Origin of the sequence: Paenibacillus sp. ClWae2A (genome assembly GCF_032452295.1) — a bacterium.
GTDB lineage: Bacteria > Bacillota > Bacilli > Paenibacillales > Paenibacillaceae > Paenibacillus.
In genome coordinates, this window is the sequence record NZ_JAULSQ010000002.1 from 837,895 (window position 1) to 859,754 (window position 21,860).

At 40.7% G+C, this 21,860-nt stretch carries 15 protein-coding genes; 3 read left to right on the forward strand and 12 right to left on the reverse strand.

Annotation, left to right across the window (positions count from 1 at the left end):
- Positions 1 to 13 precede the first annotated feature (13 nt).
- From QVE09_RS09955 to QVE09_RS09995, 9 genes are all read right to left on the reverse strand, one after another.
- Positions 14 to 3,475, reverse strand: coding sequence for a phage tail spike protein (locus QVE09_RS09955; RefSeq protein WP_483874294.1), 3,462 nt, complete (start codon positions 3,473 to 3,475; stop codon positions 14 to 16).
- 41 nt (positions 3,476 to 3,516) lie between these two features.
- A complete protein-coding gene (locus QVE09_RS09960) occupies positions 3,517 to 10,065 on the reverse strand; it encodes a phage tail tape measure protein (protein ID WP_315936686.1) in 6,549 nt (2,182 codons plus the stop codon).
- 50 nt (positions 10,066 to 10,115) lie between these two features.
- A complete protein-coding gene (locus QVE09_RS09965; RefSeq protein ID WP_315936687.1) occupies positions 10,116 to 10,526 on the reverse strand; it encodes a hypothetical protein in 411 nt (136 codons plus the stop codon).
- Positions 10,527 to 10,555: 29 nt separating this feature from the next.
- On the reverse strand, positions 10,556 to 11,038 hold the full coding sequence (locus QVE09_RS09970) for a hypothetical protein (RefSeq protein WP_315936688.1): 483 nt from the start codon (positions 11,036 to 11,038) through the stop codon (positions 10,556 to 10,558).
- A 255-nt stretch (positions 11,039 to 11,293) separates the two neighbouring features.
- Positions 11,294 to 12,037, reverse strand: a complete 744-nt coding sequence (locus QVE09_RS09975) for a hypothetical protein (protein WP_315936689.1) — start codon at positions 12,035 to 12,037, stop codon at positions 11,294 to 11,296.
- 55 nt (positions 12,038 to 12,092) lie between these two features.
- Positions 12,093 to 12,809 (reverse strand): hypothetical protein, encoded by a 717-nt coding sequence (locus QVE09_RS09980; protein ID WP_315936690.1) that lies wholly within the window; start codon positions 12,807 to 12,809, stop codon positions 12,093 to 12,095.
- Positions 12,809 to 13,291 (reverse strand): hypothetical protein, encoded by a 483-nt coding sequence (locus QVE09_RS09985; protein ID WP_315936691.1) that lies wholly within the window; start codon positions 13,289 to 13,291, stop codon positions 12,809 to 12,811. The genes QVE09_RS09980 and QVE09_RS09985 overlap by 1 nt, the downstream gene beginning before the upstream one ends.
- Before the next feature lie 303 nt (positions 13,292 to 13,594).
- On the reverse strand, positions 13,595 to 14,365 hold the full coding sequence (locus QVE09_RS09990; protein ID WP_315936692.1) for a hypothetical protein: 771 nt from the start codon (positions 14,363 to 14,365) through the stop codon (positions 13,595 to 13,597).
- Entirely contained in the window at positions 14,349 to 17,081 is a 2,733-nt protein-coding gene (locus tag QVE09_RS09995) for a hypothetical protein (protein ID WP_315936693.1), read from the reverse strand. The genes QVE09_RS09990 and QVE09_RS09995 overlap by 17 nt, the downstream gene beginning before the upstream one ends.
- Before the next feature lie 269 nt (positions 17,082 to 17,350).
- Between QVE09_RS09995 and QVE09_RS10000 the strand changes: the two genes are divergently transcribed.
- Entirely contained in the window at positions 17,351 to 17,929 is a 579-nt protein-coding gene (locus QVE09_RS10000; protein WP_315936694.1) for a hypothetical protein, read from the forward strand.
- Between the two features lie 124 nt (positions 17,930 to 18,053).
- Here QVE09_RS10000 and QVE09_RS10005 read toward each other — a convergent pair whose 3' ends face one another.
- Complete coding sequence (locus tag QVE09_RS10005) at positions 18,054 to 18,440, reverse strand: DUF423 domain-containing protein (protein WP_017689551.1); 387 nt, start codon at positions 18,438 to 18,440, stop codon at positions 18,054 to 18,056.
- A 338-nt stretch (positions 18,441 to 18,778) separates the two neighbouring features.
- On the opposite strand from QVE09_RS10005, the gene QVE09_RS10010 reads away from it, so the two are divergent.
- Together QVE09_RS10010 and QVE09_RS10015 are read left to right on the forward strand one after the other, a co-directional pair.
- Positions 18,779 to 19,249 (forward strand): hypothetical protein, encoded by a 471-nt coding sequence (locus tag QVE09_RS10010; RefSeq protein WP_315936695.1) that lies wholly within the window; start codon positions 18,779 to 18,781, stop codon positions 19,247 to 19,249.
- Between the two features lie 105 nt (positions 19,250 to 19,354).
- Positions 19,355 to 20,203 (forward strand): DegV family protein, encoded by an 849-nt coding sequence (locus QVE09_RS10015; RefSeq protein ID WP_315936696.1) that lies wholly within the window; start codon positions 19,355 to 19,357, stop codon positions 20,201 to 20,203.
- Positions 20,204 to 20,395: 192 nt separating this feature from the next.
- On the opposite strand, the gene pdaA is transcribed toward QVE09_RS10015, so the two are convergent.
- Together pdaA and QVE09_RS10025 are read right to left on the reverse strand one after the other, a co-directional pair.
- On the reverse strand, positions 20,396 to 21,175 hold the full coding sequence (pdaA, locus tag QVE09_RS10020; protein WP_315936697.1) for a delta-lactam-biosynthetic de-N-acetylase: 780 nt from the start codon (positions 21,173 to 21,175) through the stop codon (positions 20,396 to 20,398).
- Positions 21,176 to 21,272: 97 nt separating this feature from the next.
- Positions 21,273 to 21,683: a hypothetical protein gene (locus tag QVE09_RS10025; RefSeq protein ID WP_315936698.1), complete on the reverse strand. Its 411-nt coding sequence runs from the start codon at positions 21,681 to 21,683 to the stop codon at positions 21,273 to 21,275.
- Between the last annotated feature and the right edge of the window lie 177 nt (positions 21,684 to 21,860).

Consider the following 21,860-nt stretch of genomic DNA (forward strand, 5'->3'; position numbering starts at 1 on the left):
TCCAGATCTACTGTTAATTCAGGTCTATACGTTGGCCGTTAACTTTAATATTGCGATTAGCTTTGATTTCAATATCACCATCGTTTTTCATATGAATGGTTGAACCAGCTTCTGTTTTGAAAATAATTTCTTTACCACTTACTTCAACTGGTCCCGATTCAGACTCCATAATCACTTTGTCATCCATGAATTTCAGACTTCTTCCTCTTCCATTGGATTGTGCCGAATATAACAGTTCGAGGGACCCGTTGGGTTTGGTTATTAGACCTTTGCCATATTGCCTTGCGTCTCCCTCACCCATACTGATAATCGGATAGGCTGTCTGTCCATCCCCTTCAAAATACAGCTTCATTTTGGTCTTGTCCGTCATTCCATAGACCATCACTGGCCAGTTGGTTACATCCGTTGTCATTTCACCGGATTGACTGGTATTACGCCAATATAACTTACGCCCATCCGATAACGCTTTATGCGTACCCGTTCCCGCCTCAACCATACTCGTCAGAAAGGTTAACTCTTTCCCTTCAATCTTGATGTAGTTGGACCATCCTTGTACTGCTGCGCGCGTCAAAGTCGAAACTTTGCCAGAAACGATTGAACTTATGAAACCATCCTCTGCCGTAACCATCGTTGCTGCGATCAGTTCTGCATCGATCGCTCCCGCACCCACAATGTCCCATTGATTCATGAATATCTTACGTTGCTCCGAATCAATCAACAGCGTGTTTTGATTATCCGTTATCTTCAGCTTTTTAAATTTGGCAGTACCATCCATGGCAATGGACGCAACAGCATCTTCAAACTCTTCTGCGCCAGCCCAGAATCCTTTCAATGGGAACATTTTCATCACACCGGCCCCATCTCGCAAGGTTAATGATGATCCTTCGATCTGGCCATCTTTGAACAAAGAGTTTTGAATCTCTGCTGAATCTGCATACAGTTTATTCATCCAGACATTACCGTAATAATCCGCATGAAAAGGAGCCCTCGCCCATACACTGGACCCGAGAGCCAAACCATTTTTATCTATTGTAAAGACCTGATCATCCACGCCAGCTTTGACAAACAGATCACCATCAAGCGAAGTGCCGAACGTTTTGTCTGCAATTCCGTTACGAAAACGTTCGATGATGAATCCTTCATCCGCTGTCATAGAAACCCGATTAACTTTGGTCGTATCATTACAGTTAGATGAACCGTACCGGTTCAGGAAAAATCCAAAACGATCCGGTTGCTCCGAGAGCAACCCGAGCTTAACGACTTCACGTCCACAACGGTCATCAATCATCAATCTGGACCCCTCAATGGTAAACACACCTGTTGTATCCCCTATCACAACTCGCTGACCCAGAATGATCTTGCCTAGCACCATTTCAGCAATCAGTCCATCTGCTGTAATGGCCGTTTCATATTTCAGCCCCCCTGATCGTGTAAGGCCCAATGCACCGTTTGTCAAACGTAGAAAACGTAATGGATCATCCGGATCAGTAATGGTAATCCCCTTGTTGTTAATATCCACTGTGTTATTAATGGACATATTAATTTCATTCGTAACCTTATTCCAGAATCGGTCAAACAGCTTACTCATATCGGATGAATCAACGACAGCTTGACCCCATTTTGTCTTATTGGTATCAACAATGATCGAGGTATTCTTGGTTTCATTTAGAAACTTCTCAATTCGGGTAGATTCATCATTTACATTTTTGATGTTGGATAACGTTAGACTGATGGAAGATGAATCATAGTTATATTGAATCTCACTGATACGGGCGGTCACACCAATACCAACTGATTCATATTTCACGTTTACATAATCCCCCAGATTGAGTTTATCCCAATTAAGCTGCTCCTCCACAATCTCCAGAAAGTTAACAATGTCTATATCCACAGATAGTTGAGGTACCTGCAGTTCCCTGAATTTTTCAAGAGCTGCCTCGTACAGATCCTTTTCATCAATGTACTTGTCTTCATTAAATTCTCGTTCAATAACAAAGTAGTTGAGCTCCTGTAATTGCTCTGAGGAAAAGTTGTTCTCTGCCGTTAATAAGGTCTGTAGCTGTGTAATTTGTTGCTTAACCGCTATAATCTTGCTATTCAGGTTTGAGATTTCGACCTCTTTCAGGGAGATTTGGTTCTTTTTCTGATCCAAACTATATCGATCCACAATGATAGCTTCATTGGAAGAGGTATCGTATTCACCAAGGCTTATGGTGTTTACCTGAATGAAGCAACTTGCTGCACCCCCGTTTAAACTTACCGTAACCGAATCAGTTCCCTTAGATCTGGTTAGCATCGTCCATTTTCCAGATACTGTATTGACCCATGTTCCATTCACTGAAATGGATACTCCAGCAGCAGGCTCAAGTCGTATCATGACAGCATATGCATAATCTGAGTTAAGTTGAAACGTTCGAGATGAGTTGCCCGAATGAGTATATTTTTCAAAAAACATTTTATCAGCAAACTGTTGGGAAAGTGTCACTTCCTCCAAAACAGCCTCGTCGTTTTGCAACTTGTTCAGATCAATCTGTAATGGAATCAGATCCTTTTCATACTGTTGGAGTTGATCCAGATACTGATTGAATTTCTCCTTGTTAGACTCAACCAAGTTATTGTAATCAAGTAAAGCATGGCACAGTCCATCAGACATCCAAAGACTTGAGGTAATGACTTCACGAGAAGAATCGCGTTCAAACGGATACAACCAGTAGCCAAAATTCTCAATATAATTCTGTCCTGTAGGATTCACTTTCTGAATTCCTAAACCATCTCTGCCACTGGCATATAATCTCGTAACCATTTCCTCAGCACTTGTCTCGCGATTCATGCTTTTTAACAATTTCCCATAACCCACGGTGAGTCCTCGATTAATTCCAGTCAGTTCTGGCTTGGTCATACTGATTAGTCGTTTTTCTGTATTAAAATGAACAATCGCGTTATATGTCTCTGCTACCGAGAATACAGCCTCAAGCGCACTGTTAGATGAAAAATCGAATGTCCTGTAACTTAATTTAAAATCGGCGTCCAGATAATCAATGTTCCAAAGCGTGTTGGCCAGCAGTTCCGTCAACACTTGTTCTGCATGATACGATTCTGCAAAATAACTATGGATACGCTTGTCTGACAATTCCCTGGCTAGAGAGTAACAACGGACGTTTAGCATGTCCGCATCACCCAGATCATCCCCTAGGCTATTCACCGTAAACCACTCTATCTTGGTACCTTGCACCATTTTTATTAAATATCGTTCTTTGATCAGATCTACATTTTTGTTTCTGTGCAAGACATGGGCAATATCCAGCTGGTACGGTATAGAGAATGATAACTCGCTAACATCATTTAAGCGAATACTCATGGAGTCATGACAAATCTCACTCAATTTGCTAATGATCTCCCGATTCGGTTTTGCTAAAAAATATTGGGGCTGTATAGGTTTTCTAAGATAATCTATAACACCTGGCAATGGCTTCACTCCTTTCTGCAAATATAAAAAGGAAGGGCTTCTGCCCTTCCCTAAATGGTTCTCCACTTTAATTTGTTATTCAACGCTTCTTCGAATTTCCCAAGCAAGTTCATTCCGGTATCGTTATCTTTAGCCATAATTTCAACTTTATCAATCTGGATCCGGTTATCCGTATTTCCGGCAACTCTATTCTCAGAAATTTTAAATGTACTGAAATCAAGACCGGTCTTGATTCGATCTGTGATCCCCCGAACAACATCTACAATCTTCAGAAGATTGGATGTATCCGATTGATTCAGAATCAACTCTTTCTCATGGGCAAGCAGGAATTTTCCTCCTGCAAACGACGGAGTCATACCACCAGTATTCGCTGAAAAGATATTTAGCTTAGCCAGTTCCGCAAAGCTGTTGTCAGGAAATTTATATTTGTCCCGGTATCCTTGGTTCTCCTCTTGTAGTTTTTTGAAATCCTTCTCCAGTTGCTGATATTTATAAGAGTCTGTATTATATAAAGCCATTTCTTTCCGGATTTTTTCAGCTTGATCCTTATTACTCAAATAATGTGTCCATGCTTTTCTTGTTTCCATCGTGCCTTGAATTTTAAATTCATTGGCTGATCCACTATTATTGTTACCCTGTGATCCTGAATCGGATGATGAATAGTCTCCTGCTTTAAATTTCCCTATGCCTTCCATCGATTGCTGAAAGTTGTACGTCATGTTCTGCATTTCTTGAGAGGTTTCAAATGCATGCTGCTTAATGCTAGCAAATAATTCGTTATACCTGTCTCCTATTTCGATTAATTTTGCACTGACGACTGCAGCATCGTTACTCATCAATCCTTGCTTCAAATCATAAAAATACTTTTGGTCCTCAAGGATGTCCTTGTAGTAACGTTCTGTTTTCTTCTTCTCATCATCCAGATTAGCTAGCGTTGTCTCATGAAGATCGCTATCTTCTTCTTTTAGCTTATCTGTGTAGTTCTTATGATCATCAAGTTGGTCCTGTAGTCCCTGCTTAACAAGCTCTCTTTCACGATCACGTTCGTACTTAGCGATTTCTTCATCTACGGTTGAGAGTTGCTCTGTCAGATCTTTTCGTTTTGCCTTAGCCTCCATGGAGTTATCCAAAGACAAAACGTTAAGTTTGTCCACAATTTTCTGACGTTCGTTCTTTTTCTTGGTCAACTCTTCCTCATAATCGACAGAAGAATTTTCACGATCCAGTGCTTTTAGCCGTGCATTAATGTGCGTTTCGAACTTCTTCTGCTCATCATCCAGATGTTTATTTCGCTCTTTATGACGTTCGTCTTCAGCTTTCCGCTGCTCATCAATTGCATCGATAGCAAAGTCGCGTTGCTGCTCAATGACTTTTTTGAAATCTTCAATAATTTTGTCTGCGGCATTTTCACGCAAGGCTTTTAATCTCTCATTTACGTCACTCATAGCTGAATTGTTGTCTATTAGCGCTATGTTTAAATCTTTCAGCGTATTGGTATATTTAACGGTCTGATCAGCGTTTAATTTGCCACCTGAAAGCAGGTGCTCTACATATTTAATCTCTGCTTCTGTGATACGGTTCTTCTCTTGTAGAACAGGAAGCTGGCTTGCAAGTTCCTTATTATATTCTGCAGATCCTTCCGTCATGGTCTTCAATTTTGCATTTGAAAGAGAAACTAGATGATCTTGTTCCGAAAGCTTGTCATTATAACTTCCGATATATGAATCTATCACTTTCTCTCTTTTAGCATAAATTTGAGATTCATCCTCTACGTTATTTGATTCCAGGTCTGCAATTTGCTTATTATACGTTTCTGAAGTTATTTTCTTATCTTTAAGCAGTTGCTTAATCTTGGCTATCTCTTGCTCTCTCAATTTAATTTGTTGACCAACATAACTAATTTGTGATTGTTCTTCTTTGCGCCATTCCTCAGAATTAATGTATAACATGGATTGTTTACTTGTAGATTTTGCGATCTTTGTCTGTACTTTATCGATTGCCAATTCGTAATATTCAGCCCAGGAATCGATTAGCTTGTACCGATTATCCATTTGTAGGTTAGAAATATCTTTTAATTCTTTCTGCTTCTCTTCTACTGCTTTATTCTTTTCATCTAACGTCGCTGGTACAATTACGGACGTATTACCTGTACTTTTTGGGGTGGATGATTCAGAGTTTATAGATGCTACTCCCGAAATAGAAGCATAGTTATTAAGAACATTGGGAACGTACTTTTTCGTCTCCGAAAAAGGAATATTATGTATTTCACCATTCTCAATCCACTTATTTACATTTCCGGGACCCGCATTATACGCAGCCAGAGCATGTTCAACATTACCTTTATACATTTTTAGAAGATCCGAAAAGTATTTGGTTCCCCCTTTAATATTCTGTTCAGGATCAAAACTATTTTTTACCCCTAATCCTTTGGCTGTAGGAGGCATTAACTGCATAAGTCCTGATGCTCCTACCGGAGACATGGCATTAGGCTTGAATCTGCTCTCTGTTTGTATAATTGCCGCAATCATATTCGGGTCGACCTTATACTGCTCAGCATACTTGTTAATATAGTTAGCATATTTTCCTGCGTAACTACCTGTTGTTTTCGCTGCAGTAAAAACGCTCTCAGATGTTGCATCTTCTGATTGCTTGGTTGTTTTTATTTTGGTAGATACTAATTTCTCCGGGTTCTGTATACCTTTCTCAATAAGGTTTTTCTTCTGTTCGAGTAAAGAGTTTTCTTCCATCAATGATTTTCGATATGCAGCTGAACTGGTTTCCATATTCTTTTGTCTGTTGTGCAGATCATCCAAGGATTTATCTACACCTTGAATTTGTTTCTGAAGTTCGGTCAGAACCTCAGTGGTTTCTGTATATGTGTTATTGGCTTGTTTGGCGGAGTTTGCAGCCTTATCAGACGACCCCGCATTTTTCTCATTACTAATACCCAATAAGTCTACTGAATCAGTTAACTTATTTATACTAGCCCTTGCATCAAAAGAACGTTCCAAAAGTTCATTAAAAGGAGCTATAAGTTTCTGAAGCTCCTTTTCGGACTGATTTAGTACTGCTTGATTTTCTATTCCCTTTCCTGTGTAATCTTCAACTTCAACGTCTGCAGCAAGTGTTAACCTTACCTGAGCTTTGGCAGCATTTAATTTTGCAAGTGTCGTGAGAGCATCAATCTCGATGCCCCAAGCTCTCAATTTACCCACGAGTGCTTGGTTATTATTGATCAATTCCTGCTGTGAAAGCACCCCTAACGTTTTAATATAATCTACTTTTGTTTTCTTCAAGCTCTCCAAGGCCGATTTCTCAATTGTATAGCCATCTTTTGTTTGTTTCACATGCTTAGCAAGTTCGGGATACTTGAGAATTAATGCATTCATCTCATCTGCAGACAGAGACTGCCCCTTGGATAGGTCATGAATAACAGAGTTCAATTTGCCAATCTCCGAGGTAACACTATTGACCTCACTGGTAAATTTACTTAAATCGGTATTTACCTTGATAGGTTCCTCTAAAGGTGCTAAATTAATCTCCGCGATTGCTTGATTAACTTTATTTAACGTATCTATAGTCATATCACCAACGTTAGGCAACTGCTGTAGAAAGGTCATTGCTTCTTCAGGTGTTTTAAATTCTTGATTCTGTAGGGCATTGAATATTTCTTTTGCATCTTCTTTGATCTCAAAAGCTGTAGCTTCACTCTGTGCTGCCATTTCAACATAGATATCGACAAACTTTCGGGTTGACGCCTTAACCTCGGTCCCTTCTGCTTCTTGTAGATCTATGTAGCTCTGATAAGCTACTTTGATTGCATCAGATTTGATATTAATATCTTTTTGGAACTCTTGGTTTAGTTGATCTAGTTTCGCTTTCTCACTTTCGAATTTATTGGCACCAAATTCTACATTGTACACCGTTTGATCGTAATCAGCTTTACTATAATTCTCTGGTCCTATTTGATTATAATATTTCAACAACTTTAGTTGTTTATTGTAGTTAACATCAATTGTCTCTACTAAATTCTCTTTATCGTTAATTTTTTCTTTATTACCAGCTAATCTTCCCTCAATGTCCCTTGACTGTTTATTATATGCCAATTCAGCCTTGAATCTTTCGTTCTCAATTTCTGTTTCTAGTTGTTCAATTTTCCCTTTGATTGCATCTGTATTCTCACTCAGAGATTTGGTCTGACCATTAAGTGACTGAGTTGTAATACCGTATCTGGTAGACAATTCACTTTCAAGTTGAACAAGCCTTGTTTTTTCTTCATAATTAAGCGATGCCTGGTTTGAGAGTTCCTCATACTCTACTGACAATGATTTCAAACCATTGAGGTCGTATACCTTCTGATTCAACGCTTCTGTTTTATCAGAAAAATCCTCGGTGGCTTGAGTCGCGTTTGAGAACTTATTCATTAACCACTCTAAACCGGTACCGATTAGCGCAAACACAAGTCCTACACCAGTGCTAGCTAGTAATGCCTTAAAAGAATTTTTTAATATAGTAAGACTCATGCTCAACGCTTTGGTACCCGCACTCGCTGCAATAGTTGCAGCAGGAATTCCCATCAAACCGAGAATAGCCTTCGCAATCTCCACTACCAAAATTCGTAAAGACGCGCTTAACAAACCTACGGCCATGCCTAAGAGACCAAATAATGCAAAGCTGCTATTTAGTTGTGCCATCCAGTTCAGTAAACCGGTAACAAGTGAAGTAATGGTGATAATGCTGTCTGATACCAATGCGTTACCCAGTGCAAGTGTGAGTGACTCCCAAGCGGTCTGCATATTTTGAATTCGTGCGCCGAGTGACCCCATATATTGCTCATTATCTTTCATTGCCGCCCCTTGTGAATGAAGGGCAGATTCCGATGCATTCACGGATGTTTGCCAGTTCTGCATCAGGGCTGTAAACATTGTTGTTTGATTCAGTGCAGTCAATTTGGTAGCCGTGTTTTGTTGCTCCGCTTTTGTTAGCTGATTCCATTTCCCTGCCAGTTCATCGAGTACCGTAATCACATCTTTATTGGCACTGGATATCCCCACCGCTTGAAGTGCTCCGGTAGACGGATCGTCCGAGGCAACTTTGGAATAGATCATGTTCAGTCCTCGTCCTACGATATCTCCACTTTCTCGAGTTATACTACTAATAGCTGTTGTATTGCCTAGCACTTGCTCCATCGAAACACCAAATAACTTGGCTGCTGCACCAGCTGATGTTAATGATAATGCCAAATCCTTACTTGACACACTGTAGATCCCACTAACCTGTTTAAGCTGATCTGCTATCCCTATACTCTTAGTAGCTTCAATGTTAAAAGCAGTCATTGCCCCAGTTAAAGTGTTAACCGATTCTTCTGGCGTCAAATTAGATATATTCTGAAGCACACTTGCAGCTTTCCCTAAACTTAGCGTTTCTGATTGGTCAAAACCGCGGTTGGCAAAGCCGATTAAATTCCCGTTCACCTCAGACATGCTACGTCCCGTAGATTGAGCAATATTGATACTACCATCCAACATTCGCTCTTCATTGAATGACTTCCCTATTGTTCGTTCTAACTGATTCATCTGACCATCAATTTGAATGATGGATTGAACTGCTTTCCTTAAGACATCCATGGGCTGAATCAATGAGGTTACATTTCTCATCCATCCCCCAGCCATCGTTGAGGCACCCTGCATAACTTCACCCAAGGTTTTGATTTCTCCACCTGCTGCAGAAGACGAGCGCGTAGTTGCTTTAAGCTGCTCATTGACTCTAGCTAAATGCTCCGCAGATGCTTTATAACCAACCGTAGACATGGATGAGTTAAGCGTTAGCATCTCATTGCTTAGTGATCTTAACCCATTGGATACCGTTCCATTCAAACTGTATTTTTGACTTGCCTGAGCGATTCTTTCTTCTGTTTCCTTAATGGAATTACGCAAGTTTGTATCCATTTTTGCATTCTGTTGTAGCGCTTGCTGATGTGCTCGATCTTTGGACTCGTTGTTTCGGCTTGTTTGCTGTTCCAAAGCTCTGCGCGTGGCCTGTTCTTCACTGAGAATGATTTCACGTTGCTGGTTCAAACGGTTTTGTTGATTAAGGATACGTTGCTGTTGACCTACACGCTCCATCACTTTATCGTAATTTCTTACTTCACCGTCATTATTGGTATTCACTGTAAGAAGTTGACCTGCATCATTTTTATATGTTTTAGAGTAACCGGTAATTTCACCTAATTGATTTTTGTTTGCTTTACTCTTGGTCACTGTATAGCCTTCTAGTTCTTGTTCCAGACGTTTAATGGATTTGCGTTGTTTCTCATAAGCTGCTGTCTCAGCATCCGTCATATGGCGCTGACGTTCTTGAATCGTCTGAATACGTTTATATTCATCCATTGAACTTTGCATCATCAATTGATTCTGAACCATGGTACGATTCAATCTGTTCATGCCCTCTGCATAAGAGTTCATTCCTTGCACAAAACTTTGATCAAAATCCACTTTGACCTCAAGTTTGCTCATTTTATTTGAAAGTTCTCGAAGGGCCTTATTAAGATCTGTAATTACTTGATTGGTATTTATATTCAAATCCAGTTCATTTTGCATTCATGCATCACTCCTCTTATAACAAAAAGGAGCAATTCAATGAATTGCCCCTATTGTGCGTATTGTTCGAACTGTTCACACAGTTGGTCGTAGACATCCGCTGTTTCTCCCTCCAACTGCAATGAACAACTTTGCAGGATTCGGTACATCGCTTGTAACATTGGCATACGTTCAGCATTTGACTCGATCATCACTTGTTCTTCCAGTAACTCCTGCAATTCTGTTTGAAGTATTAGTGAGTCTCGTGGAACCATGCTGCCGTTTCTCATGACAAAACTGCCGTCTTCATTCTTTAACATGTGTTGATCTTTCAGCTCTTCCATTTCTTCATGAAAATGCTGATAGTGTTCAACCAATAGTTTTTTAAACCGAGTCCGTATACGGCTTTCCTTGGCTTCCAGCTTGAGCTGGTGAAGGAATACAATGTGTTTTTCCAGATTTGCTTTCAAAAACACTAACATGAGTATTCTCCTTTTATAGATGTATTTCGTTAAATAATCTCATCTGTTGATTGCTGTGCACGTGTCAAGGCCAACTCAGATACCATTACTGCCATTTTCTCTTGCAATGCCTTAAACTGTTCTTCAAGCTTTCTAAGTTCCACATCCGGGAACTGTATTAGTACTTCTTCCATAATTCCGTTATCTAGCAACATGTTGGTCACCTTGATGAGTTTCTCCACATCCAGCTTTCTAGGAATCGGAAGATCTGAGAATTCTTTTAGAAGAAGTGTGTTATACAACCCAACTGTATCTTTGATAACTTGATCCGTAACATCTGTTTTCTGTCTAAGTTGATCGATTAGAGATAAATAATTGGTGTTCACATTATCAATTAGCGATTTCCGAAAAAAGGTGTGAATCTGGACTTCATACTGTTGGTCTGTTACATAAATCGTTTTGCGCTGATTGTTTTTTGCATCTAGCGTACTTAAAGCTGCCGCCGTTAATTTTTTTGTTTTTGTCGTAGTCAATATGATCACTCCTGATTCTGATTTAATGGTCCGATTAACATGAGAACTCCCTGATATTACGGCTCTGTACTTGAGCAAATTATTAATGATATCAGGCGAAACATAGAAAAAGCCGCATGATCATGAATGAAGACACGCAACATTTCAAGCATATGACGAGGTGATATAATTCTGTAAAATGCTCAAGCTACTTGGGATAATCACAGAAAAGAGCTGAACCAATGCTTGGTCCAGCCCCATCCTTGCATCTAAGTTTTAGTCTTCCAGTACGTCGATAACAACCATGGCTTTGGAATGCGTATCCTTCAGCACTTCACAAGTAAATGTAAATGGTTGCGGATCGCCCGTTGATGCCATACCAATCGAGAATCCAGGCATTACTTTCAGTTTAGGAATAGTGTACACAGCCTCTACGTCGAAGCCATCTTCATTCTTCCAATTCGTCGTACCTTCAAGAAGGTATGTTCCTGGGAACACATCCGAAGCAACCGTCATACTTTGCGTAGTATCTGGCGCTGCATAGTAATAATCAGCAATAACTTTATCTCCCTCATTGAGAGTGACTTCTGTAAATGTCACAGTAGTACCTGTAATAGGAGAGGCGGTGAGTTTGGCATCCATAGATGACCCGTTTGATGTTTTGAAGAAATGCGCCAACTTGGATGTAAGTGGGGCATGACTAAGTTTGACTTCTCCTGTCTTACTCACTTCAAGAACCTCTTTTTTATGCACAGGTTTGGTTCCTTTTACAAATTTAGATCCTGTAAGAACAGCGAGAGATTCTTTGGAGATCAACGCATCTTCCATTGTCATGGTTACATCTTTCTCGGAATCCCAGCCAATTAGCTTCGGATGCCCTTTTCCACCACGTGCATATACGGTCTGTCCAGCAAACTCCATCGACGATGTCGTCAAACTTTCCAAATAAACGACCGGTTCCCCAGTCTTAACATCTTTCAATACTACATCCAAAATTTCACGTGATCCATATCTGCTCATAAAAAAATACCTCCGATAGTTTTATATAGTTTAATTTGATTAGTAACTCTGCTTGTTAATTTAATGGAGAAATCCAATGTTTTAACTTGATACTTTTGGAATCCGCCCCATGCAATAAAGCCTGAATGTTAACTTCATAATCATCTAATAGCTTCATGCGATTAAACTGATCATTGAATTGAAAGAAATTCAGATCAAATACATTAAGAATGTTGATTCCATTGGCGTTAGAACTCAAGATGGATATCAAATCGGTAAAAGTTAAAGCGTTCTCGGACGATGAACTTTCTTTTAATTCACGCACTCTGCGTTTTCGTGCAAGCATCTTTTCTCTTAATGCACTTGCTCGCTCATTGAGTGGATTGAAATCATCATCCTGCTTAGTCACTACACAATGTTGAATTTGAATGATTTTGACGATATGTTCCAGATCCGAATAGGACAAGCTGATGTCACCAGCCATAATACATGAATCCGAATAACTGAATTGAATGGCAACGTTAAGAAAATAATGAAAGGCATTCAGATAAGTAGCAACCAAGCTTTCGTTCCTGCTGTACAATAGTAGTTCAATCAACGCACCATCATACTCTTTCAGTGAAAGCGATGGATAAATGTCCTCTATCCTAAGACTGACCAGATTTAGCTTTTCATTAAAGTTCTCATATCCTTCTTCAACGATTGCATTCAGTGACTTGGGAAAAATATTTAGACCCTGAAATACGATAGGCTTGTTAGCCAGCGTTCTTAATTTGATGTACTGTACATTCATCAAGCAAAATCCAGCATGCGATAGGCAATGCTATCCCCATAGTAGTTAGAGTTTATATCCAGAACATCCATCTTATAAAACTCCAATCGTCCCAAGCCTAAATCTAGATTCTTGGCGAAAAGTTCATCAATTTTACTGATAATATAATCCGTACGTAACAGCTCACTATTGGACTGACATAGCTGACGATGAGTGTACACATTAAAACACAGAATGCCCGCTTTATACTGATGCTGAACAGGTAGAATATTCTCAAGCGAGATAGAAACTACAGTTTTCAGTACATCTTCATTTTCACCGGGAATGCACCGGTGCGGGAAAATCCGTTTGTATATGTATTGTTTCGGATCAACTACAATGGATTGTTCTAGATAGTCCGCTGTATCATAAGCAACAGCCTTCATCAGATCCTTTGACGTCAGCAACTTGTCAATAATCTTTTCTCTCGTGCTACTTAATTGAATGAATGTGGATCGAACCATACAACACCTTCTTTTTTGAGTAATGGAGCAGCCCTGACTTGTGTCTGCTTAAAATAACTTTTGACAGAGCAACTAGGATTCATTTCCAATTAACGTCCCCCTTCTACCTAAATGGTAAGTAGACAGCAAAGGTCCCTTCATGAGAGTCTTTTCCCTTGACTATCACTAAACACTCTCTTGAACAAACGTGGAAACCCTTGGTGTGACTGGCTTAGAGGTTATTCTCTAATGAAGCGCAGACCAGAAAATAAAAAAAGCAAACCATGATCAATACGATCATGATTTGCTTCAGAAACTGCTCATTCAGACAAATGCAAGGTAAGTACGCCCCGCTTGATGATATCCAGCTTTCTTGCAGTCCTTACAATACTTCATTCGATTGGACTTGGCCAACATGCGTTTTCCACAGATGGTACAGACCTTAATATTCTCGCCTTTCCATCGTAGGTACTCTAACACGAAATCATCGAAACGCTCCAAATAAAAAGCAACGTTATCATTCTCGCAAGCAAACTGCACTTGTACATTTGTGGAATCAACTCGCTTGCTTCCTATGAGATAACCCTGTTGAATCAGTTTATACACCAGCAGCCCTTGATCCTTTTTACTAACTGCCATTTGACTATCACTGTATACTTCTCTCAAATCATTATTAACCCAATACGTACTATTTTCGTTTATAAGATTGTTGATTTTGCTATATACCAGCATTACAAATGCTAATTTTTCTAGTCTTATGCTTTTTAATGCTTTGATCTTCTGGAGTTCATCAACCGTTATCGGTATTTTATTAATTTCGATCATTGTACTTTTCTGATCTTCTTTTCTCTTTTTTATCCAGTTTATGGTCTGACTGATGACACGTGTTAGATACGTATCCCATTGAACAGTATTATAATCTGGATAGTGTTGAGCCATAAATTGGTCTAATAACATATGAACTTCATGCTCGCTCTTCCCTTGTTCAAATTTATATTTGACCAGACATGCCAACGTTTTGGTTGGCTTCTTATCCATTTTCCCATGTGCAATTGCTTGCTCGGCATGATGACGTTCATTAAGAATGATTTTCAAGACGCTGCTCCTTCACATGCATTTGGGTCATTTTAAAGGTTTTTCCCGCGTACTCAATATCGCCGTCCGGGTCTCTAACCGGATAATGGATGATGTGATCATTGCTGAGCAACAGATTGCGAATAATTTGATCCCCCGAAACATCCCATACAAATTGCTTTGATTTCTCCGTATTTCGATAACACATGTCCACAATCATATTGCACAGATCTTCTTCGTTATTACAGATCTCCAGCGCCTGCTCCTTGAAACGTGAAACAAACAACTGCCATCGGGCAGATCTTTCTTCCTTTTTCACCTTGCTTTTGCGCAGATTGGTCATATAGCTACGCAGCTCTTCGTTATGCATCTGATATAATCGTTGAATCTCTTTATAACGAGCTCGGGAGTATTTCTTGGTACTCATTAATATCGTATGATCAAACGAACTTGCGGTCTGTTTTAACTTTAACTTGTTGAACTCGTCTTCCACTTGATGGCATAACCGGTTCATCACAGATGGTGCTGTGGATACAGGCATTCTCTGTTCATACTGTGCCAGGAACTGTTCCTGATCCGGAGATAGCTCCTTTTTCGAATACAATTCATCAACAGTCATGCCAAATAACTGCAAGCACTTTTGACTCGTTTTTTCTACATAGGTGGTATATTCTTTTTTCTGTTCCGGGTCATTGTATATGAAAAAATAAGGCTTCTTGTGTGCTACCATTTTCAAGGCAGACTCGTCCTTTACCGCAGCGCGAATATCATACCAGTGCTTCGGCATTTTTTTACATTCAATCCCTTTGGCCTGGTCAATGGCATTTTGTTGATAATGCTGACCACATTGAATTCGGTACATCATTTCCTGATATTCTGCACTATGCTTCTCATAATTGGCTAATACATCAAACATTGATGTGATTTTGTTGGTTGTAAAACCGATGAGATCACCGAAACTGTCTTTGTTGGCCTGGATTAGATCCTTCTCATCCGGAACTTTTGGGGCTGAAGTTTTCTGTACACATACAATCGCATCAAGCTCCTGAATTGCCCCAAGAATCGTTTGGTTGTCTGTAGTTAGGACCTGATCACTATCCATATCTGCACCATTTAAAGAATGCGTCGTCGTATCCCATGAATTTAAGATCGTGACCGTGTTCATATAACGATACCAATGCTGTATCTCATCTGTATTTCGAAAACGAAGCACCTTGATATTGTTATGACAAGTCATCGGAGCTCTGAAGCAAGCTACGCGGTCCACATGGCGTTCATTCCAATATCTGGAGTAGAACTCTCCTGAATTCAGCAATCCTGTTAAAGGCAAGCCAAATATGCTCTGACACAATGTATAGGGATCGCCAGATATAATGCTGAAATTTCCTTTCACTCTTAGAACTCCGATCTTGGCTTCATTCATTCGCTTACGTATTAAGGTATGAATTTTGCTTCGCACAAAAGGATCATCTATAAGTCGTGGGTCTACCATCAGCCCTTTAATATAATCATCCGGACTATTTCTATAATCGTTCTCATGGATGTGAATTCCTTTGAGAAATAACAGTGCCTTGCGACAGTCTTCACCTAGCACATCTTTAATCGAGTCTACCGTGGGACGAATAAGTTCACCAATCTCGTTATCATCCAATTGGAGCGACTGAATAAACTGGTAGTTTAAATGACGCTCATCCTCCAGTTCTTTGGGTGTAACCTTCGTTACGCTGAACGTGTAGCCATAATAACTGCAACATAACAGGTAATCGTCGATACTGTTATACGAGCTCCATAGTTTGAGCATGGACGTTGTGATGATCAGGTCTACCTCTCGAATATCCACAGGATTACCCCAGGCATCATCCACCATATACTTTCCTGCAATTCGATCAGCAAATTCGTGATAATCAAATGTAAAGACCATCCCTTTACAGAAGCTATTACGGATACAGAAGCCACTCGGGATATATGCATGCCCCAATTCGGTTGCCCATCGTTCACTAAGTGCAGGAGAGATCAGACCAAATCCGTCACTCATATTCATCTGAATAGGCTCATTTTTCCTACTCTCAATGCGAGGGTATTCTGTCTCGGTATCATCAATCTGAATAATATCTGCGCCAAATTCGGTTATGCAATCCTGAACAACCAATACACGTTCGGGATGTGACACAGGCGTGCTTGTACTGCATGCCAGGGCCTTATATGCCTCCAGTTTGGCAGGAACCAGCTCTTTATTGGGATCTCTGCCGTTATTCAATCTTTTCTCCAACAGCGGATGAATATCCTCACTCACATAGATGACCGTCGAACTTTTGGCTCCACCTGTCGTAGCCAATAACCGCTTATATTTTTTGCCGTTGACAGAGAAGGCTTTCGATGAATTCAGCCGGTCATAGTCTTTATTATTTTCAATGACCACCAGCAAGTAATCATCGGCAAATTTCAATTTTTTCAGTTCTTCATGCAATTTCTTCATTGTTCTTTTATGTTCAGAATTGGTTTTCAAGGCTTTTAATCGCTCTATTTCCAGCTTGATTCTAGCCAGATCTTGTTCCCTCTCCTTGTAGCCTCGAATACGATCTATAAAACGAAACACCTGATGGTTTCCAATAGAAGCCACTTCTCCATTCACTGTCGCTTCTTGATAAGTAAGATGCAGATCATAATCCGCTTTTCTAATTCTGGAAGATGTAATTTTATAAACGTATCTCAATCGATCCTGATATGCATTGCCCATTCCCGATTCCCCCTGTTGCTTCCTGTCCTGATTAAATAAATTATAGATTAGACCCGCACGACTGGCGCAGGCAAACAAGACGATCAGGGGATGAAAAAAGAAGAATATTTGTTCTATTCTGGGGAGAAATTAAGGGGCACTCCGGGACTAAATTCATTTCGTTTCGGTATATTTCTGCGTCTCGAGCACTATGATAATTTCCTTTTTAATGATATAGTGTATTGAAGCGTTTTTTTGAGCTGACATACTTTTTAACGGGGCTGGGATGAATGAAAGAAACCTTATCCAATCAAGAGGACATCGGCTTTTTATTTAATGTCGATATACTTATTAAGAGCCGCTCAAATGCATTGGCACTGCAGTCCCTGTTGGAGTTCATAAACAAAGAAGAACAAATTGCGGACTTTCGGATTCAATCCGGCATAGAGCTAGGCAAAATTATTGAAGCGACACTCCAGTCCAAGAAGGACTCCTTCGTCACACTTCACAACGAACGCAAAAAATCACAAGCCAACGCAGCACAGAAGGCGTCCACTGCAACTCAGACACCTGCCTCACCTGATCCAGTTAAAACACAGAATCAGCAAGAAAAACCGGTTAGCGAGAAAAAGCCTGCCACCCAAACATCCAATGTTTCCGATGGAAACTCGTTTGACGCGTGGATTGACACGCTCATTAAAGAGAACAAACTCACCCGTATTGTTGTCAATAACAAGAACGGCAAACATCAGAGCATTCCTTGCCGTATTTTGAATTTTGATCGAGATACCAGTGTGGTGAGCATCTACCATGTCGATGAAAAACAGGTGTATACGTTCCGAACCAATGAAATCGATGAGTTCCTGTAACTAACTTCATCGGATTAAAACAAAAAGCAACTTGCAATAGAATGACGTGACATTCTAACGCAAGTTGCTTTTTTAGTTCAATGGTTCATGTAGGCTTGAACCCTCCGAGATTCGTTCGGACCGATCAGGAGCGATCCTTACCTCGCTGCCATACATCTAATGCCAATAACAACCATCCAGCAATGAAGGCTACCCCACCAATTGGTGTGATTGCGCCCAGAATCTTGATACCAGAAATACTAAGCACATACAAACTGCCCGAGAACACGATAATCCCGATAAACAACAGACGCGCTGCCCACTTCAGTTTTGTCGATGCTCCAAGTTGACCAGCCGTCAAGCCAATAATGAGCAAGGCCAATGCATGAATCATGTGATATTGCACACCCGTCTCATATGTAGCTATGGCCGCCGGCCCAATCGTATCCTTGAGCATGTGAGCACCAAACGCGCCGATCGCCACCGATAGCATGGTCATTACAGCTCCAAGCATCATCCATCTTCGTTGCATGTAAGTTCTCTCCCTTAATTCAACTACAATTCACTCCTATTATTGTAGCGAATCCACTCTTCCTTTACCAGTCGGGACAGAGCTTCAAAGATCATATGTCTGTTTATACTTAATAGTCCTATCCCTACCCTATTAATTGTAGGAAACAAGCGTAAATCCTTGATTTTTATCGATATTTATGGAAGAGTAAACAGGTATGTAATCGTTGTATTTTAAGTGCAAGTTCAAAAAGATTGGTTTTCAGTACCGAGTTTGAACAACCTCTAAAAGGAGAATCATTACTCATCGATTAGGTTAATAACACTCAGTACGATGATTAAGGGAGGCAAGTCAACATTATGGATAATCGCGATTCCTATAATTCAGGTTATAACAACACGGATCAGAACCCTGGCCATGCAGATCCATACAATAACAACAGTTACGACGCATACCCGCCAGATCATGAGAGGCAACCAATGGTACCACTGAAACATTCCGGACCTGGAATCGCCAGCTTTGTCATTGGGTTGGTTGCAATCTTGGGTTATATTCTGATATTCTTTATTGCCACCATGGCTGTAAACGAATCCATCGGAGTTCTCACCCCGTTGCAAACAGAAGAGATCGCCTTGCATCCAGCAGTGGTTCTGGCTTCATTAGCCATTCTGGTCTGCCTGATTCTCAATCTGGCCGGAGGCATCGTCGGAATTATCGGTCTTGTTCTCAAGAATCGAAAGAAAGTTTTTGCCATTATCGGAACCCTATTAAATGGGATCATGATTCTGGTATTCGTTGGACTTATCTTGGTAGGCATGACGCTGATGTAACGCTTTGCATCAGCGTCATGTTTCCTTATAATTAAAATGAATGGGTTTACACATAAGTATAATCTATATTTTTTGCCAAAATCATTGTTTTCAAAGGAGATTGACATGTCACGAATCAAAATTTTTGCGGATAGCACAAGTGATCTGGCTCCAGAATGGATCCAGCAGCACGATATCGGTATCATCCCCTTATATGTCGTGTTCGGTGAAGAATCACTGAAAGACGGCGCTGAGATTAAGCCTGAACAGCTATATGAACGTGTCAGCCAAGATGGGCGTCTTCCCAAAACAGCTGCACCTTCCCCCGCTGATTTCATAACGGCATTTCAACCTTACATAGATCAAGGGGATGAGATTCTATATATCAGCTTATCTTCTGAACTTTCCTCTACCTATCAAAATGCACGACTAGCGAGTTCCGAGTTCCCGGAAGGTCGAATTTCGGTTATTGACTCACAGAATCTCTCATCAGGAATTGCGCTGATGGTGATGAAAGCGGTACATGCTGCTGATAAAGGGCAAAACTTGCCTCAGATTACACACCTGATTGAGGCGATGAAATCAAATGTACGCACGGAGTTTGTCATCGATACACTGGAGTATCTGCATAAAGGCGGACGCTGTTCGGGCATGCAGAACCTGATTGGAAGCCTGTTGAAGATTCGTCCTGTCATCCGGGTAACAGATGGCAAGATGGCACCTGCCTATAAAGTGCGCGGAAAACGGGAAAAAGCTCTGGAACAAATGCTGAATAATACACTCAGCCAGAAGGATCAGATCGATCCAGACCTGCTGATTGTTGTGCACACTATGGCTGAAGAGGATGCGCTTGACTTGCAGAAGTCTTTGCAGGAACAAACGGGTGCCCGAGTTGAACTAACCACTGCTGGTTGTGTAGTATGCAGTCATTGCGGCCCGAAAACGATTGGAATCATCTACAACACTGTTTTATAGTATTACACGCAACATCGGATCGTATGACCCAATTCTTTCTTCTGTATCTGTATGTGGTTACATCCATTACTTGCACTGGCATACCGATACAACTAAAGAGGGCATTCCGAGCTTAATCGCTCAGGATGCCCTTTAATATGTTGCTAAACTTTTGAATGTCCTACATTGGTCCATTGTTCATTACGATACAGATCAATAATTTTTGGTCCGCAGATCATCCAGACTTTTAAATGCATAACCTTGCTTGCGTGCCTCATCAATAATGGAAGCTAGTGCTTCCGTGTTGTCTTTGGATACTGAATGAAGCAAAATGACAGCCCCCGGATGAAGTTGCTTCAGTACCTCTTGATGAGCATATTGTGCACCACGCTGCACATTAGTATCCCAATCTTTATAAGCAACAGACCAGAACACGTTCACATACCCTTGAGCATGACTCTCCGCAAGCGTGCGATTGTTAAAGATCCCGCGTGGTGGACGTAGAAAGGTCGCTTGTTGACCCGTCAGCCGATTAACCTCCGACTTAACCTTCTCAAGTTCCTCTCTAAGTTTTTCATTGGAGATGCGGGTCATATCCGGATGACTCCATGAATGATTACCGACAATATGACCTTCAGCCGCCATACGTTTGACCAACTCAGGCTGATCTTTCAGATAATGACCTGTCACAAAAAAAGCAGCTGGCACCTTCTTGGTACGCAAAACATCCAGTATGGCAGGTGTGAATCCATTCTCATACCCGTTATCAAACGTGAGATACAATTCCTTCTGTTTTGTATCTCCCAGGAAAATGGCATCGTTATGTTGTAAGATCGATTTAAAGCCTTCCTGATCAATGGAGGGCAGCTGACCGTTTTGACTTTTTTTGAAGCCAAAGTGATACGCTCCGGTAACCGGTGATGCTTCAGTCTGTGCCGGTACCATACTGATGGATAACAGTCCCAACAGTATATATAGAACCATTCGCTTCATTCTATCCGCTCCTGTTCCTGAAAAATTCGGTTAGTCGTTTGCACACACGAACACCTTCAGGTAATATGCCACAGGAACGGCTAATGTATGTAAATCATTAACGATCGAAACGTTTATTTTCAGGTTGTGGCGGAGATTGATGGAACAATTCAAGTAAGGTCTGAGGTTTGCCACTGGAAGCAAGCCATTCCCTCACGGTCTGTATGGCACGGGTCTGTCCATCTCCCCGATCACGCCATGTAAGCAGCTCGATAACTTTGATAATCAAGGCAGACATATTGTGATTATCCAGTTCAGACCGCTCTGCCCTCAGCTTGTGATACAAAGCCTCCTGTTCCCAATCCAGCAGAATCTCATCACCGATGGTTGGCTTCAAGAGCGTATACGCTCTGTCACAACCTTTACAACGCACCGTGCTGACCTGTTCATCTATAAATTCCGCTCGGACATCCTGCTGGCAATCCGGGCATTTGAATCCAACTTGTATGTTTTGTATGTTTTTGTTCATGACATTGTTCCTCCTGCGATGTGAGCATTTGCATCATTCGATGTAAAACACTCCTTGGATATATGCATAATTCTTATGTATGTACTACATCTTTACCCGATATTTTGTCGATTCACGCTTATTTTGAAGAAATCTGTAAGGTGCTATAATCTTGTAAATATGTTAAAATATCATACA